This is a genomic window from Methylococcus mesophilus (genome assembly GCF_026247885.1).
In the GTDB taxonomy this organism is placed as follows: Bacteria; Pseudomonadota; Gammaproteobacteria; order Methylococcales; family Methylococcaceae; genus Methylococcus; species Methylococcus mesophilus.
This window is the reverse complement of the sequence record NZ_CP110921.1, coordinates 2498618-2513786: the sequence shown is the minus strand read 5'-3', so window position 1 is coordinate 2513786 and position 15169 is coordinate 2498618. Positions and strand designations below refer to the sequence as shown.

General features: G+C 61.8%; 15 protein-coding genes. 8 read left to right on the top strand and 7 right to left on the bottom strand.

Annotation, left to right across the window (positions count from 1 at the left end):
* Positions 1-211 precede the first annotated feature (211 nt).
* Complete coding sequence (locus OOT43_RS11845; protein WP_266020790.1) at positions 212-1264, bottom strand: FAD:protein FMN transferase; 1053 nt, start codon at positions 1262-1264, stop codon at positions 212-214.
* A gap of 103 nt (positions 1265-1367) precedes the next feature.
* On the bottom strand, positions 1368-1625 hold the full coding sequence (locus OOT43_RS11840; RefSeq protein WP_266020789.1) for a twin transmembrane helix small protein: 258 nt from the start codon (positions 1623-1625) through the stop codon (positions 1368-1370).
* A 48-nt stretch (positions 1626-1673) separates the two neighbouring features.
* Here OOT43_RS11840 and OOT43_RS11835 point away from each other — a divergent pair, with 48 nt between their 5' ends.
* The 6 genes from OOT43_RS11835 to rpoH all read left to right on the top strand — a co-directional run bounded on the left by OOT43_RS11835 (position 1674) and on the right by rpoH (position 7685).
* Complete coding sequence (locus OOT43_RS11835) at positions 1674-2414, top strand: SURF1 family protein (protein WP_266020788.1); 741 nt, start codon at positions 1674-1676, stop codon at positions 2412-2414.
* Between the two features lie 22 nt (positions 2415-2436).
* On the top strand, positions 2437-3039 hold the full coding sequence (locus tag OOT43_RS11830; protein ID WP_266020787.1) for an SCO family protein: 603 nt from the start codon (positions 2437-2439) through the stop codon (positions 3037-3039).
* Positions 3040-3072: 33 nt separating this feature from the next.
* Positions 3073-5061 carry a signal recognition particle-docking protein FtsY gene (gene ftsY, locus OOT43_RS11825; RefSeq protein WP_266020786.1) on the top strand — a complete coding sequence of 663 codons (1989 nt, stop codon included), beginning with the start codon at positions 3073-3075 and terminating at the stop codon, positions 5059-5061.
* A gap of 4 nt (positions 5062-5065) precedes the next feature.
* A complete protein-coding gene (ftsE, locus tag OOT43_RS11820) occupies positions 5066-5728 on the top strand; it encodes a cell division ATP-binding protein FtsE (RefSeq protein ID WP_266020785.1) in 663 nt (220 codons plus the stop codon).
* Positions 5725-6723, top strand: coding sequence for a permease-like cell division protein FtsX (ftsX, locus tag OOT43_RS11815; protein ID WP_266020784.1), 999 nt, complete (start codon positions 5725-5727; stop codon positions 6721-6723). Before ftsE ends, ftsX begins: the two co-directional genes overlap by 4 nt.
* 101 nt (positions 6724-6824) lie before the next feature.
* Complete coding sequence (gene rpoH / locus OOT43_RS11810; RefSeq protein ID WP_266020783.1) at positions 6825-7685, top strand: RNA polymerase sigma factor RpoH; 861 nt, start codon at positions 6825-6827, stop codon at positions 7683-7685.
* A 149-nt stretch (positions 7686-7834) separates the two neighbouring features.
* Here rpoH and OOT43_RS11805 read toward each other — a convergent pair whose 3' ends face one another.
* Positions 7835-8536: an N-6 DNA methylase gene (locus OOT43_RS11805; protein ID WP_266020782.1), complete on the bottom strand. Its 702-nt coding sequence runs from the start codon at positions 8534-8536 to the stop codon at positions 7835-7837.
* A gap of 73 nt (positions 8537-8609) precedes the next feature.
* Between OOT43_RS11805 and OOT43_RS11800 the strand changes: the two genes are divergently transcribed.
* The gene (locus tag OOT43_RS11800; protein ID WP_266020781.1) at positions 8610-8873 is read left to right on the top strand and encodes a transposase; all 264 of its coding nucleotides are present in this window, start codon (positions 8610-8612) and stop codon (positions 8871-8873) included.
* A gap of 35 nt (positions 8874-8908) precedes the next feature.
* Positions 8909-9340 carry an IS3 family transposase gene (locus tag OOT43_RS11795; RefSeq protein WP_266020780.1) on the top strand — a complete coding sequence of 144 codons (432 nt, stop codon included), beginning with the start codon at positions 8909-8911 and terminating at the stop codon, positions 9338-9340.
* On the opposite strand, the gene OOT43_RS11790 is transcribed toward OOT43_RS11795, so the two are convergent.
* From OOT43_RS11790 to metF, 4 genes are all read right to left on the bottom strand, one after another.
* Positions 9295-9828, bottom strand: a complete 534-nt coding sequence (locus tag OOT43_RS11790; protein ID WP_266020779.1) for an REP-associated tyrosine transposase — start codon at positions 9826-9828, stop codon at positions 9295-9297. The genes OOT43_RS11795 and OOT43_RS11790 overlap by 46 nt on opposite strands.
* A gap of 167 nt (positions 9829-9995) precedes the next feature.
* A complete protein-coding gene (locus OOT43_RS11785) occupies positions 9996-11246 on the bottom strand; it encodes a restriction endonuclease subunit S (RefSeq protein WP_266020778.1) in 1251 nt (416 codons plus the stop codon).
* Positions 11247-11259: 13 nt separating this feature from the next.
* Positions 11260-14244 carry a type I restriction endonuclease subunit R gene (locus OOT43_RS11780; RefSeq protein WP_266020777.1) on the bottom strand — a complete coding sequence of 995 codons (2985 nt, stop codon included), beginning with the start codon at positions 14242-14244 and terminating at the stop codon, positions 11260-11262.
* Between the two features lie 22 nt (positions 14245-14266).
* A complete protein-coding gene (metF, locus tag OOT43_RS11775; RefSeq protein WP_266020776.1) occupies positions 14267-15124 on the bottom strand; it encodes a methylenetetrahydrofolate reductase [NAD(P)H] in 858 nt (285 codons plus the stop codon).
* Positions 15125-15169: the final 45 nt, after the last annotated feature.

The following is a 15169-nucleotide window of genomic DNA, read 5'->3' as shown; positions in this document are numbered from 1 at the left end:
GAAACTAGTCGTCAGCGCGATGGAATTAATCTCGCGTACATTCTTCGTCAACGACACCAAGCCATAGCCTTCCATCATTCGCAGCGAGCGCGGCAGCACCTGATTATGCTCAAGGGGCACTCAGGCATTTCGCCAGCCATCGCTCGATCGGCGTTCGCCGAATGTAAAGACCGGCTGGTGCGAACACACAGCCTGCCTAAGGATGGGCGTTTCATCGGGCGGGAAGAGGCGAGGCCGGCGGCGTGGCTGTTTCCGCGCCGAATGCGGGAGTAAAGCGCTCTTTCAACTCGCTGTTTTCTCCGTAGATCAGCAATGCCTTGAGCCCTTCCTGCTCGGCGACGGCGTAGCCTTTTTGCTCGCCCATGCACAGCAGGGCAGTGTCCCAGGCGTCGGCCCATGTGGGATCTTCGTGCAGCAGGGTGACCGACAGGAGGTGGTGGGTCACCGGGCGGCCGGACTTCGGGTCGAGGATGTGCGAGTAGGTCTTGCCGCCTTCCTCGAAGAAATTGCGGTAGGTCCCGGCGGTCATGATCGCCGTGCCGCTGGTCTGGTGGACGTCGAGCACCCGCTCCACTTCGCGGGTGTAGGGAAGCGGCTTTTCCACGGCGACGCGCCAGGGCTTGCCGTTGGCCTTGCGGCCCCTGACCTGCATCTCTCCTCCGACTTCGACCAGGTAGTTCTGGATGCCCTTCGCTTCCAGCAGGCCGGCCACGCGGCCGACGGTGTAGCCCTGGGCGATGGAGGACAGGTCGATGCGCAGCGCCGGATCCTTTTTGCGCAGGCGCCGGCCGGGAACGTCCACTTCCAGCTTGTCCATGCCGATGTGTGGCAGCACGGCGGCGATTTCGGCGTCGGTCGGCACGCGGTTCTGATGGCGCGAGAAGCCCCACAGGTCGAAAAGGGGTTTGACCGTCAGGTCATAACAGCCTTCGGTCTTGTCGTGTACCTGGCGGGCGATGTCGACCAGTTCGGCGATCTCGGGCGAGACGGTCAGCCAGTCGGTCGTGGCTTCGCGGTTGAGCCTGGAGATTTCGGAGTCTTCCCGGTAGTTCGACAGCTTGAGGTCGATGTCGTTGTACACGGCATCCACGGCTTGTTTCAATTCGGCCTGATTCACTTGCAGGCCATCGAGCACCATCTTGATATGGTAAGTCGTCCCCTGCACATCGCCCGAGAGCAGGGCTTCGTTCTCCCCGGACTGGCAGGCGGCGAGGGTAGCGCCGAGCAGGGGTCCGCCGAAACGGCGCAGAATCGGAAGCATCATGTTGATCTCTTTGCGGCAGAGTAGCGCCTGAGCCGAGCGCTTGCGTGGGAAAAGGACAGGCTAGCGGGTATCATATGCGGCCTTTGGCGGGTTCCGGCTCCGCTCAGTGCGGATTGGCGGCGGCCGGCGCGGCGGTTTGGGCCGGCGCGTTGGGCCGCAGTCCGTGCGGACGCAGGAATCCGAGCGCATAGCTCAGGAGCAAGGCCAGGAACAACGCAATCGATAGCCCGATGCGCAGGGTCAGGGCGCGCACGGTCCTGGGCGAGCGGCGGTCGCCGTCCTTGACCAGATAGAACAAGGCGGAGCCCAGGCTGGCGACGATCAGGACCAGCACCAGCACGATGAGGATTTTAGGCAGCATGTTCGGATTCCTGGGCGGCGGGCGCGGTGCACAGGCCGCGGTTGGGAAATGAGGCATTATAGCTTCAAACCCGCGGGGGTTGCGGTCGTCGGGATCGCGCTGGCATTACCCCTGTTCTGCTCTCTCGGGGTCTGGCAGCTCAACCGGGCCGCCGAAAAACGGGCGCTGCAGGCGCAGCTGGCCAGCCAGTCGGGCGAGCCGCCGCTGCGGCTGGATGCGCCGAACGCCGACATCGAGCCGCCGCGCTATCGACGGGTGGCTGTGAAGGGGGAATACGATGCCGGGCGTCAGTTCCTGTTGGACAACCAGATCCACGGCGGCAAGGCCGGCTATCACGTGCTCACTCCGCTCAGGCTCGAGGCTGCGGACCTGGCTGTGCTGGTCAATCGCGGCTGGATTCCCGCGGGTCCCGACCGTCGGCGGCTGCCCGATCTGCCGATCCAGATGTCCGCGGTGGAGCTGACCGGCGTGGTGGAGCGTTTCCCCGCCGTGGGCTTGAAGCTGGAAGGCGCGGAAGTCCCAGCGCCCGGCTGGCCGGCGACAGTGCAGGTCCCGGAACGGGAGGCGCTGGAGCGGCGCCTCGGGTACCGTCTGCTGCCTTACCAGGTGCTGCTGGACCAAGGGGCGGCCGAAGGTTACGCGCGCGATTGGAAGCCGGCCAACGTCGATCCGGACAAGAGCACGGGCTACGCCTTCCAGTGGTTTTCCTTCGCCGCGATCGCGCTGGGACTGTTTCTCCGCCACGGCTTCAGGGCGGGCGCGGCGCAGGATCCTGACGTTTGTCGATGATTTTTTGAACCATCTCACAGCCATGGCACTCACTCCGACCCAGCGGCGCAACCAGCGTACCATCATCATCATCGCCTTGATTTGCATTGTGCCGTTCGCCGCGGCCTGGTATTTCGCCCGCCATCCGCAGCTGGTGATGGGCGATCTGGGCAACGTCGGGCACTTGGTCAATCCTCCGGTGCCGCTGGGCTACGGGGAGCTGCTCGCAACGCCGCTTACTTCTCCCGAGTCGATGGAGCAGCTCAAGGGCCGCTGGATCGTCCTGAGCGTCGCCGACGGCCCGTGTGCCGAGGTATGCCGGCAGAACCTGTACAAGACCCGGCAGATGCGGCTGATGCTGAACAAGGAAATTCCCAGGGTGCGCCGCCTCCTCCTGCTGACCGATCCGAGTGCCGCGGGGCCGCTGGCCGACTGGCTGCAGCAGGACGAATTCCTGGCCGTGGCGGGACTCGCGCCCGCTCTGCGGGAAAAGCTGGAAAAGGCGGCCGGCGGGCCGCTGCAGCCAGGCCAGATTCTCCTGCTCGATCCGCTCGGAAACCTGATGATGTATTACGATGCGGATTTCGATCCTTACGGCGTGGTGAAGGACCTCAAACACCTGCTCCGCGCCTCCCAGATCGGCTGACGCCGGATGGCCCATAACTCACAACAACATGCCATGTTCAGAAAGCTCACTTTTCTCGGTCTGATCCTCTTGTTGGGCGCGCTGCTGATCGGCGCTTTCCTCCGTATCGCGGATGCCGGCCTCGGCTGCCCGGCCTGGCCCGGTTGCTACGGTGCGCCCGTCGTCGACGAGCAGGCCGCCGCGATGATGGCCGCGGTCGGCGGCAAGGCGCTGAAATGGCTGTGGCTGGGCTGGGCCCACCTTTATCTGGGCGGCGCCTTCGGCGTGCTGGTGTTGGTCCTGATCGCCATGGTTTGGCGGCTGCCGGCGCACCGCGGCAGGGCTGCGTCGCTGGCGGCGGCGCTGCTGCTCCTGGTGGCGGTACAGGCCGGGCTGGGGCTGTGGGGGCACTATGCCGCGCCGATGCCCCTGGTATCTGCCGCACACCTGTTCACCGGATTTCTTACCCTCGGCTGCGCTTACTGCTTGTATCTGGGCGTCAAGCCGGGGGTGGACGAGACGGCAGTGCGGGGAGCACCGGGCTTACGCTTTCTGGCCCGTCTCGGTCTGGCGCTGCTGTTGGCCGAAATCGCCTTGGGCGGCTGGACCGAGGCACAGCACGCCGGCCTCGCCTGCCCGGATTTCCCGACCTGTCTGGGCCAGCCCTGGCCGGAGCTGGACTGGTGGCACGGTTTCACGCTCTGGCCGAATATTGCGGCCGACTATGCGGGCGGGGTGCTGCCGGTCGAGGCGCGGGCGGCTATCCATTTCGCGCACCGGCTCGGCGCCGTGGTGGTGTTCCTGGTGCTGAGTCTGGTGGCAATGGGGGCCAGTTCCAACCGCAATGCGGCCCCGATCAGCAAGCCGGCGGTGCTGCTGAGCTTCCTGCTGCTGCTCCAGGTCGGGCTCGGCGTACTGAGTGTGCTGCTGCGACTGCCGGTGGCGGTCGCCGTCGCGCATCAGGCCGTGGCGGCGCTGCTGCTGCTCAACGTGGTGCATCTCAACGTCTACCTGCGCCGGCGCCTGCCGGAAGTCGCCGCCGTTCCCGAAGCGGTGACGGCGCGCCCGCCGGTCGAAGTGGTACCTCCGCCGCCCGCGCCGGAAACCCTGTTCGAGCGCCTGCGCGGACAACTCGGCAAGACCCGCAGCGGCCTGACCGGCTTGCTTGCCGCCCTGGGCCGGGGGCGCATCGACCGCGAACTGCTGGACGAGATCGAAGAGCAGTTGCTGATGTCCGACGTCGGCGTCAACGTGACGCGGGAAATCGTCGCCGATCTGGGCTCCGGGCTCGAGAAGCAGGACCTGGCCGACGGCGCGACCCTGCGCAACCGTCTGCGCGGCCGCCTGCTCGATATCGTCCGCCCCTGCAGCGTACCGCTGGCCATCCCGCCTGAGGTCCGGCCCTTCGTCATCCTGGTAGTAGGGGTTAACGGCGTGGGTAAGACCACGACCATCGGCAAGCTCGCCAAACGGCTGCAGAACGAGGGCCACAGCGTCATGCTGGCCGCCGGGGACACCTTCCGCGCCGCCGCCGTCGAGCAGCTCCAGACCTGGGGCGAGCGCAACAAGATCGCGGTGATCGCCCAGCACAGCGGGGCCGATTCGGCTTCGGTGATCTACGACGCCGTGGAGGCCGCCAAGGCGCGCGGGGTCGACGTGCTGATCGCCGATACCGCGGGCCGTTTGCACACCAAGTCGAACCTGATGGAAGAGCTGAGCAAGATCAAGCGCATCATCGGCCGCCTCGACCAGACCGCACCGCACGAGGTACTGCTGGTGCTGGACGCCGGTACCGGCCAGAACGCCATGTCTCAGGCCAAGCTGTTCAACGAGGCGGTCGGCCTGACAGGGCTGGCATTGACCAAGCTGGACGGCACCGCCAAAGGCGGGGTGATCTTCGCACTGGCTCAGCAGTTCGGAATCCCCATACGCTTCATCGGCATCGGGGAAGGCATCGACGATCTGCGCGACTTCGATGCCACCCAGTTCATCGACGCCCTGTTCGCCGAGGAAGAGACGAGCGGGACCGCCCGCTTGCATTGAGGCCGTGCTGGAATTCAAAGAGGTCTACAAGCGCTATCCCGAGTTCGGCGAAGCCCTGCACGACGTCAGCTTCCACATCGGTCGCGGCGAGCGGGTGTTCCTCACCGGGCATTCGGGGGCGGGCAAGAGCACTCTGCTCAAGCTGATCGCCGTGATCGATCGGGCCACGCGCGGCCAGATCGTGCTGGATGGCCGGAATATCACCCGCGCCTCCAACCGGGAAATTCCCTATATCCGGCGCAAGCTCGGCCTGATCTTTCAGGACTACAAGCTGTTGTACGACCGCTCCGTGTTCGAAAATGTGGCTTTGCCGCTGATCATCGCCGGATTCAACCCCGGCGAGGTCAGCCGGCGGGTGCGTGCGGCGCTCGGCAAAGTGGGCCTCTTGTCCAAGGAGAAGCGGCTGCCGCAGACCCTGTCCGGGGGCGAGCAGCAGCGCGTCGGCATCGCACGGGCCATCGTCCACAAGCCGGACTTCATCCTCGCCGACGAGCCCACCGGCAACCTCGATCCGGAGGCTGCGCGGGAGGTCATGGACATCTTCCGCGATTTCAATGATCTCGGCGTGACCTTGCTCATCGCCAGCCACGACGAGCAACTGATCTCGCGGATTGGAGGGCGGGTCTTGCGCCTTCAGCACGGAAGCCTGTCGGAGGTGGCGGCATGAGACGGCAGCGCCGTCGCGCGCAGCGGCGGGTCGCACCGCCGGCGCCCCGCAGGCATGGCGGCCCGACCCTGGTCGACCGGCTGCAGAGCTACCTGGTTTCGCACGTGCAGACCGCGAAGGAGGCGCTGCGGCGGATGCGGCGCACGCCTTTCGCCATGGCGCTCACACTCCTGGTCATCGCCGCCACGCTGGCGCTGCCCACCAGTTTCCACGTGCTGGTGAAGAACCTTCGCATGGTCGGCGGAGACCTGGAGGCGACCAACGAGATTTCGCTTTACCTCAAGCCGGACCTGTCCAACGACGCCGGGCGCAAGCTGGCGGACCGCTTGAAAAGCCATGCGCAGATCGCCGAGACGCGGCTCGTTACCAAGGAAGCCGGAATCGAGCAGTTGAAGACCTACAGCGGTTTCGGCGAAGCCTTGTCGGCCCTGAATTTCAACCCGCTCCCCGTGGTGATCGGCCTGCGTCCGAAGGACTCGCTGGCCCAGCCCGAGCAGGTGGAACGGCTCGTGGCCGAACTCAAAGCCCTGCCCGAAGTGGATCTGGTGCAGAGCGACATCCAGTGGATGCACCGTCTCCATGCCATGCTCCAGGTCGCCGAGCGCAGTTTCGGCGTCCTCGGGGCGCTGCTGGGGGCGGCGGTCGTGTTCGTCATCGGCAACACCATCCGCCTGGAACTGTACGGCCGCCGGGAGGAAATCGTCGTGCAGAAGCTGCTGGGCGCGACCGACAGGTTCATCCGGCGGCCTTTTCTCTATACCGGTTTCTGGTACGGCTTCCTCGGCAGTATCGGCGCCTGGATCGTTGTCGGCGTCATGCTGCTGATCGTCAGGGCGCCGATCCGCCAGCTCAACGTGCTGTACGGCAGCGATTTTTCCCTTGCCTTTCTCGGTTTCCGGGAGTCGCTGCTGCTGATCGGCATCGCCTGTTTCTTAGGGATAGCCGGCGCTTTCGCCGTGCTCATCCAGCACCTGCGGGACGTGCGCCCCGAGTGAGCGGCAGGCGCTAGGGCTTGCCGAAGCAAGGAACTTGCGCTAGTTTTGGCACTCAAATGGGACGAGTGCTAAAACCCATCACCATCACAACAGGGCATTCCATGACTCACGAATTGACTCTCCCGACCAATCTGCCGCTGGGTTCCATCGACGACTATTTCGCCGCGGTGAACCGTCTGCCGCGGCTGGATGCCGACGAGGAGCGCGAACTGGCCATCCGCTTCCGTGACGAGCAGGACCTGGAGGCTGCCAGGCGCCTGGTGCTGTCGAACCTGCGGTTCGTGGCCTACATAGCGCGTGGTTATCTCGGCTACGGCCTGCCGCTGGCCGACCTGATCCAGGAGGGCAACATCGGTCTGATGAAGGCGGTGAAGCGCTACGATCCGGACGTCGGCGTGAGGCTGGTCTCGTTCGCAGTGCACTGGATCCGGGCGGAGATCCACGAATTCATCATCCAGAACTGGCGCATCGTGAAGATCGCCACCACCAAGGCACAGCGCAAGCTGTTCTTCAATCTGCGCAAGATGAAGAACCGGCTCGGCTGGCTCAACCCCGAGGAAGCCGCCGCGGTGGCTGCGGAGCTGGGCGTGGACGTCGAGGACGTCTACAAGATGGAGAACCGGCTGAACAACCCGGACATGGCGCTAGAGGCGCACGGCGACGAGGACGGCGACGACCGCGAAGGCCACGCGCCCATCCATTATCTCCAGCAGGAAGGAGCGGATCCGGCCCAGCTCATCGAGCACAGCGAATGGGAAAACCGTCAGCAGGAGAAGCTGCACGAAGCCATCGGCCAACTGGACGACCGCAGCCGGGACATCGTGGCCAGCCGTTGGCTCAGCGAGGATAAGCTGACGCTGCACGATCTGGCGGCGCGCTATAACGTCTCCGCCGAGCGCATTCGCCAGCTCGAAAACAGCGCGATGAAGAAGCTGCGGAGCGCTCTGGCGGACGCCGCCTGATTGCGGCTGTAACGGGTTGCAGTAGACCCCGCCGGCTGGCGCAATCCCAACCTTAAACCGCGAGACATTGAGCTTGCCATCGAAGCATGGGGGCTTGAGGCATCCGAGCCGTCTGCGGACACCGAAGGAAGAAAACGGGGGGAACGCCGCTAAGGCAATACGGGAAGCCCAAGCTGTTTGAGAAATCCGTTATGCCTCTCCGAGGCTTCTTTGACTTTTTTCTCTAATGCTACCAACTCGGCATGTACTGCGCTCAGATCGATTTCCTCTTCCGATTTGGCGGTGCTGATATAGCGCGAAATATTCAGGTTGTAGCCTTCTTTTTCGATTCGCTCCATCGACACGCGCCGAGCATAGCGTTCTTCCTCCCGGCGGAACTGGTAGGTGTCGATGATCTTGTCGATGTGCTCAGGCAATAGCTGGTTCTGGCGCTTGCCTTTCTCGTAGTGCTCGGCGGCGTTGATGATCAGCACATCGTCCGGCTTCTTGCACTTCTTCAGCACCAGGACGCAGACCGGAATGCCGGTGGAGAAGAACAGGTTGGCCGGCAGGCCGATCACCGTGTCGATATGGCCGTCCTTCAGCAGCTTGGTGCGTATGCGGGCTTCGGCCCCACCACGGAACAGCACGCCGTGCGGCAGGATGATGGCCATCACGCCGTCCTGCTTCAGGAAGTGGAAGCCATGCAGCAGGAAGGCGAAATCGGCGGCGGACTTCGGCGCCAGGCCGTAATTCTTGAAGCGCACATCCTCGCCCAGCGCCTCGCTCGGCTCCCACCTATAACTGAACGGCGGATTGGCCACCACCGCGTCGAACTTGGGGCTTTTGGCCGGATTGGTTTCGCGCAGCATGTCCCACTCGTTGTGACCTGCTCCCCGAGATTAGTCCGGTCGTGATGTAGAGTCTGCCTCGATAGGAGGCAGCATGAAGAAGCGTTTCACCGAAGAACAGATCATTGGCATCCTGAAGGAAGCCGAAGCCGGCCTAAAAGTAGCGGAGCTGTGCCGCAAGCACGGGCTCAGCGAGGCGACGTACTACAACTGGAAAGCGAAATACGGCGGCCTGACAGTGTCGGATGCGCAGCGGCTCAAGGCACTGGAGACCGAGAATGCCCGGCTCAAGCGCCTGCTGGCGGAGGCGATGCTGGACAATGCTGCGTTGAAAGAGGTTGTAGGCCGAAAGTGGTAAGCCCACAAGCCAAGAGGGTGGCGGTCTCCCATCTGATGACAAAGCACCAGATGGGCGTCACGCGGGCTTGTGGGCTGATCGGTATTTCTCGGTCGCTGTATCGCTACGAAGCTAAGCGGCCAGTAGACCAGGAGCTCAAGGAACGACTGTGCGAATTGGCAGCGCAGAAGCGGCGCTATGGGTATCGCCGGCTGCACGTGCTACTTTGCCGAGAGGGTTGGGAAATCAACCGAAAGCGCACCTATCGCGTGTATCACGAGGCCGGCCTGATGGTCCGCAAACGAAAGCGGAAGCGCATTGCCGGCGTGGAGCGCCAAATCAAGGTCGCGCCATCGGCGCCTAACGAGAGTTGGTCTATGGACTATGTTCGGATCGTTCCCACGCTCCAGCGTGGGAACGCAGCCGGAGACGCTCCAGCGTCTCAGCACCATGAATCGACCTCCATCAGCCCCTTCTGCCCGGAATAGTCGCGTGCGCTCGAATAGCGCCAATGCTCAGGCAAATCCACATATCCGCGTTTCACCGGGTTCCGGTGAATATAATCCAGCTTCTCCCGCATCACCGCTTCACTGAATACCATTTCAGCGTGAATCCCTTCTTGCCAGAACTGGTATTCGCGGTCGCGCTTGTGGGCGCATTTTGCAAAACGCAGACGGGTCAACAAACGCTCGGCATTGCTCGCCTCCAAAAGCTCGATAAGCCGGGCCGCCGTAAACGATTTGAAACTGCTCACACACTTGTCTAAACGCGGCGCTTGGGCCACGAAATGCAGATGATTTTCCAGAATCACATAGCCATAGAGCCGCAACCCGTCATGGGTGCGCTGATAACGCCAACTGTCCAGAACAATCTGTACCGCATCCGGTCGGGTGAACACCGGCAACCACTCAACGACCGTGCAAGTCAGAAAATGGGGTTTATCGGGTTCCAGAATCACATAACGGCTTCTACCCATAGTTCAGGTTCCGTCATGTCTAGACGCTGGAGCGTCGAAAGCGGCACTCCCACGCCGGAGCGTGGGAGCGATCTCGGTACGTTCCCCCCATAAACCATCGTTCCCACGCTCCGGTGTGGGAACGCAACTCCGCCGCGCGGGCAGATCGGCGAAGGGCTGGCCCGGCTTCATGCGGGCACCTCATCATGTACCGGGAACAACTGCTGCATCAGGCCCCTCTTGTGGGTCTTGAGGGCGGCGATCTTCTGGCTTTGGGCGGTGATGAGGTTGTCGAGGGAAGACAGGCAGTCGGCAATTTTTTGTTGTTCTGGGCGAGCCGGAAGCATAAGTTGAATCTGTTGAACCGTTATTAGGCTCATCCCTGCCTTCGTACCGGTATCTGTCGACGCACGGAAATGCCGTTGCGACCGTTCGGACGCTAAAAAGTAGCTTACGTATTTACTGCAGACTCGCGATGTATCGAAACGCACTAGCGCGATATGTTGGTTGATGTAAGCAGGCGAGGGAACGTTTGCATCGACGTAGCCAATAATCCCGATATCAGCGGTAATCGAAATCAACACGTCGAACTCTTTGAGTTGGGTTCTTACTCCTTCGCTGGCCTCTTGTGGAAGTTTTACGAACTTGGTGTCCGTCAAGTCGAGATAAATTAATTCTCGCGTGAGATTTGTAATGCGAACAAAAAGGGAACCTTGGTTTGCGTAATAGGCTGCCCAACCACGCGAGCCGCTGGTGATGAATGGCGTCAAGTCACCAATTTGCTTTTCCTCCCACTCCCCCGCATCCCGAAACTCCGGAAAGCGCAGGCGGGGGACGGTTTCTCCTTCGCGGGGGAAAAGCTGCTGCATCAGGCCCTTCTTGTGGGTCTTGAGGGCGTCCAGCTTTTGGGTTTCCGCCGTAACCAGTTCGTCTAGGGAAGACAGGCAGTCGGCAATTTTTTGTTGTTCGGGTTGAGCAGTCGGAAAGCGAACAGGTATTCCCTTAAGCTTTGCCAACGTCAATTTAGGAGGAGCCGCGCCTGCGACATACGGCCCAAGGTCAAGCATTACCAAATAGTTCTCTAAGAGCACATCATTAACGTCGACAGGCTTCAATACGTGGGCATGATTGTTTACCCAGTATTTTCCTTCAACGATAAATGCAGTTTTCTCGAATGCTCCCCACTTGGCCCCATCTTCGCCGATCAGCAAAAGCCGCTCATCGAACAGATAGTTGTCGACGAAATCAACAATTCCACTAGCACCATAGTATGGAAAAGGCCCAGCCTTTCTTTGGTCACTCGAAATTGGTTGGCGCTTATTGTTGAGAACATCGCAGATAACACCAAGCGGCTTCTCATTCCAACCATTTGCCTCCCGAAATTCCGGAAATCTTAGCCGTGGTACCAGCGCCTTCTTCTTGTTGGTCTCTTCGCTCATTGCGCTTACATCCTCACTGCTCATACGCACTTAGCCCCGAAATCTCCCGCCCCTGGGCCAGCTTGTGCAGCAGCGGCGTGAGGTCGCCCACCAGCGCCAGTTCGGCCTGGGTGCGCGCCTTCCACGCCAGGCCCAGCGGGGCCATGAGGTCGGAGAGGCATTCGCCGTCGAAGATGCGGCGGCGTAGCACTTCGTCCACGAAGGCTTGCAGTGCGGCGGCGTCCAGCCCGTGCTTGCTGGCGATAGCGGTGAGCTCGCGCGCTTTCTTCTCGGCCTTGAAGCGTTCGTAACCGGCGCGAATTTCCTTTTCCTCCAGCTTTTCGCCCACGGCCAAGCTGCGGATGTATTCGGCGATGTCGTCGCGCTCGTCGATGAACTTGGCGTCGGCCTGGATGAGGCCGATAAGTTGCTCGCGGTTCATCGTTGTCCTGCCGGGTTTCTGCGCGGTCATGCGGGCGATGAGGCCCATGATGTAGTCGTAGTCGATCAGGCTGGAGGCGAACAGCACCAATTCGAAATCGAGCTGCTGCACTTCGGGCGGCGCCTGCTCGCCTTCCTTCGCCTGCTGCTCTTTCAGGCGTTTGGCGGTTTCGAGGTAGGTGCTGCGGAAGCTCTGCAACTGATCCTGCGGCAGGATGGCTTCCATCTTCGCCTTTTGCTCGGGCTCCAGGTCGGTGTACTGGTCGAGCTGGGTCTTGAGGCGCTGCACTTCCTTGAAGCGGTTGACGAACTCGATGCGCGCGGTGTCGCCCTTGAGGTTGTAGACCTCCTCGGGTTCGCAGACCAGGTTCTTCTTCTCCATGAACCCGGCCATGCCCGCGACGGCGGTTTCGTATCGGCGGAGCACTTCGGCGGCAGGCTCCACCAGCCAAATCTCGCGGGGATTGTCGATTCTCTCGCCGGAGAAGAGGGCGATGGCTTCATCCACGCCCTTCTGCTGCTGGCGGAAGTCCAGCACGTTGCCGTAGGGCTTGCTGTCGTTAAGCACGCGGTTGGTGCGCGAGAAGGCCTGGATCAGGCCGTGGTGCTTGAGGTTCTTGTCCACGTACAGGGTGTTCAAGTACTTGGAGTCGAAGCCGGTGAGCAGCATGTCCACGACGATGGTGATGTCGATCTTCTGGGCGTGCGGCAGGTCGGCGTTGGGGTACTGCTGATCCTTGATGCGCTTTTGCACGTCCTGGTAGTAGAGGTCGAATTCGGCTATGCGGTGGTTGGCGCCATAGCGGGCGTTGTAGTCGGCGATGATGCGGGTGAGGGCGGCTTTCTTGCCTTCCGGGTCCTGCTGGTTGTCGGCCTTTTCCTGCGGCAGGTCTTCCTGAATCTGCTGCACATCCTTGTTGCCTTCGGCGGGCGGGGAGAAGACGCAGGCGATGTTGAGCGGCGCGAAGTCGGGGTCTTGTGCCCGCAGTTCGTCCTGCACTGTCTGGAACAGGGCGTGGTACTCGATGGCGTCGTTGATGCTGGCGGTGGCCAGCACGGCGTTGAATTTGCGGTCGGCGGTGGCGGCGTCGTGCTTGGCCAGGATGGCCTCGATTACCTTGCGCTTGGCAAGAGCCTCGCCGGGCTTGGGTTGGTGGTTACCTTCGGGTTTGAAATAGTCGATGTGAAACTTCAGAACGTTCTGGTCGTCGATGGCATCGGTAATTGTGTAGTCATGCAGGCAACGCTGGAACAGGTCGTCGGTGGTGCGGTAGCTGGCCTGCTGGTCTTCGATCTGCTGATAGCTGGCGTTCTGCTCGAAGATGGGCGTGCCGGTAAAGCCGAACAACTGGGCGTTGGGGAAGAATTCCTTGATGGCCTTGTGGTTGTCGCCGAATTGCGAGCGGTGGCATTCGTCGAAAATGAAGACGATGCGTTGCTGGCGCAAGGGCTCCAGGCGCTCCTTGTAGTTGCGCTTGCCGTTGCCCCCGTTGCTGTCATCGAGCGCCAGGCCCAGCTTCTGGATGGTGGTGACGATGACCTTGTCGGCGTAGTCGTCGGAGAGCAGGCGGCGCACCAGGGTCTCGGTATTTGTGTTTTCTTCGACGCAGTTTTCCTGAAAGCGGTTGAATTCCTCGCGCGTCTGGCGATCCAGGTCCTTGCGGTCCACCACGAACAGGCATTTGTCGATGTCCGGGTTGTCCTTGAGCAGGGTGGAGGCCTTGAACGAGGTGAGCGTTTTACCGCTGCCGGTGGTGTGCCAGATGTAGCCGTTGCCGCAGCGCTGGTGGATGCAGTCCACGATGGCCTGCACGGCATAGATTTGGTATGGCCGCATCATCAGGAGCTTTTGCTCGCTGGCGACCAGCACCATGTAGCGGCTGACCATCTGGCCCAGGGTGCATTTGGCGAGGAACTTCTCGGCGAAGGCGTCCAGGTGGGTAATCTTCTTGTTGTCCTCGGCGGCGAACTGGTAGACGGGCAGGAAGCGCTCGTCGGCGTTGAAGCTGAAGTGGCGGGCGTTGTTGTTGGCGAAGTACCAGGTGTCGGTGCGATTGCTGACGATGAAGAGCTGGATGAAGCAGAGCAGCGTTCTGCCGTAGCCATTGCCGTGGTCGGTTTTGTAATCGACGATCTGCTGCATGGCCCGGCGCGGGCTTAGGCCTAAGGTCTTCAGCTCGATCTGCACGACCGGCACGCCGTTGATGAGCAGCATCACGTCATAGCGGTGGTGGCTGTTGTCGGTGTTGATGCGTAGCTGGTTAACCACTTCGAAGTGGTTCTTGCACCAGTCCTTGATGTTGACCAGGGTGTAGTTGAGCGGCGTGCCGTCGTCGCGCTCGAAGCTGTTGATATTGCGCAGCGTTTGGGCAGCGTTGTAGACATCCTGCGTGATCACGCCGTCGAGCAGTCGCTGGAATTCGCTATCGGTGAGTTTGACGCGGTTGAGCGCCTCGAACTTCTCGCGAAAATTGGTTTCCACTGCGGCGCGGTCGCGGATGTCGGGGCGGTGGGTGTACTTGAGATCGGTCAGCTTCGCGATGAAATCCTGTTCGATCTGGCTTTCCGTTGTCGTCATTGGCCCACCTCCGTCCATTCTCTCAGGCCGATCCCAGCTCCAGCGCTTTCCAGACATCGAGGCTGGCATCCGCCCGGTTCAGCGTATAGAAATGCAGGCCCGGCGCCCCTTGTTCCAACAGCCGCCGGCACAGTTCCGTCACCACTTCCATGCCGAAGGCCCGGATCGGCTTGCGATCGTCGCCGAAAGCTTCCAGCCGTTTGCGGATCCAGCGCGGAATGTCGGCGCCGCACATGTCGGAAAACCGCGCCAACTGCGAATAGTTGGTGATCGGCATGATGCCCGGCACGATGGGAATGTCGATGCCTAGCCGCTCGCAGTCATCCACGAAGCGGAAATAGGCTTCCGGGTTGTAGAAATACTGGGTGATGGCGCTGTCGGCGCCGGCATCCACCTTGCGCTTGAAGTTCTTCAAATCGCTCTCGGCGCTGGCCGCTTGGGGGTGGACTTCCGGGTAGCAGGCCACCTCGACGTGGAAGTGGTCCCCCGTTTCGGCGCGGATGAATTCCACCAGTTCGTTGGCGTAGCGGAATTCGCCTGCCGACAGCATGCCGGAGGGCATGTCTCCCCGCAGCGCCACGATGTGGCGGATTCCGTGCGAGCGGTAGGCTTCGAGGATTTCGCGGATGCTCTGGCGGGTGGAGGCGATGCAGGACAGGTGTGGAGCGCACTCGATGCCGGTGGTCTGCTGAATCTCCAGCGCCGTTTCGAAGGTCTTCTCGCGCGTCGAGCCGCCGGCGCCAAAGGTCACGGAGCAGAAGCGCGGTTTGAGCGGCGCGAGCTTTCCTAGGGTCCTGCGCAGATTTGCCGCCGCTTCGTCGTTTTTTGGCGGAAAAAACTCGAAGCTGAACGCCTTGGAAAATTTTTGCTGAGTCTTCATGGCATTCTCTCGGACATACGAAATCCTGCTCGAGGCAGGATTTCG

Excerpts from the sequence above, each read along its gene's own strand:
- rpoH (WP_266020783.1), top strand. The coding sequence starts at position 6,825 with ATGACTCACGAATTGACTCTCCCGACCAATCTGCCGCTGGGTTCCATC.
- ftsY (WP_266020786.1), top strand. The coding sequence starts at position 3,073 with ATGTTCAGAAAGCTCACTTTTCTCGGTCTGATCCTCTTGTTGGGCGCG.
- OOT43_RS11785 (WP_266020778.1), bottom strand. The coding sequence starts at position 11,246 with ATGAGCGAAGAGACCAACAAGAAGAAGGCGCTGGTACCACGGCTAAGA.
- OOT43_RS11835 (WP_266020788.1), top strand. The coding sequence starts at position 1,674 with ATGAGGCATTATAGCTTCAAACCCGCGGGGGTTGCGGTCGTCGGGATC.
- OOT43_RS11805 (WP_266020782.1), bottom strand. The coding sequence starts at position 8,536 with ATGCTGCGCGAAACCAATCCGGCCAAAAGCCCCAAGTTCGACGCGGTG.
- OOT43_RS11800 (WP_266020781.1), top strand. The coding sequence starts at position 8,610 with ATGAAGAAGCGTTTCACCGAAGAACAGATCATTGGCATCCTGAAGGAA.
- OOT43_RS11845 (WP_266020790.1), bottom strand. The coding sequence starts at position 1,264 with ATGATGCTTCCGATTCTGCGCCGTTTCGGCGGACCCCTGCTCGGCGCT.
- ftsX (WP_266020784.1), top strand. The coding sequence starts at position 5,725 with ATGAGACGGCAGCGCCGTCGCGCGCAGCGGCGGGTCGCACCGCCGGCG.
- OOT43_RS11795 (WP_266020780.1), top strand. The coding sequence starts at position 8,909 with ATGACAAAGCACCAGATGGGCGTCACGCGGGCTTGTGGGCTGATCGGT.
- OOT43_RS11830 (WP_266020787.1), top strand. The coding sequence starts at position 2,437 with ATGGCACTCACTCCGACCCAGCGGCGCAACCAGCGTACCATCATCATC.
- OOT43_RS11780 (WP_266020777.1), bottom strand. The coding sequence starts at position 14,244 with ATGACGACAACGGAAAGCCAGATCGAACAGGATTTCATCGCGAAGCTG.
- OOT43_RS11790 (WP_266020779.1), bottom strand. The coding sequence starts at position 9,828 with ATGGGTAGAAGCCGTTATGTGATTCTGGAACCCGATAAACCCCATTTT.
- OOT43_RS11840 (WP_266020789.1), bottom strand. The coding sequence starts at position 1,625 with ATGCTGCCTAAAATCCTCATCGTGCTGGTGCTGGTCCTGATCGTCGCC.
- metF (WP_266020776.1), bottom strand. The coding sequence starts at position 15,124 with ATGAAGACTCAGCAAAAATTTTCCAAGGCGTTCAGCTTCGAGTTTTTT.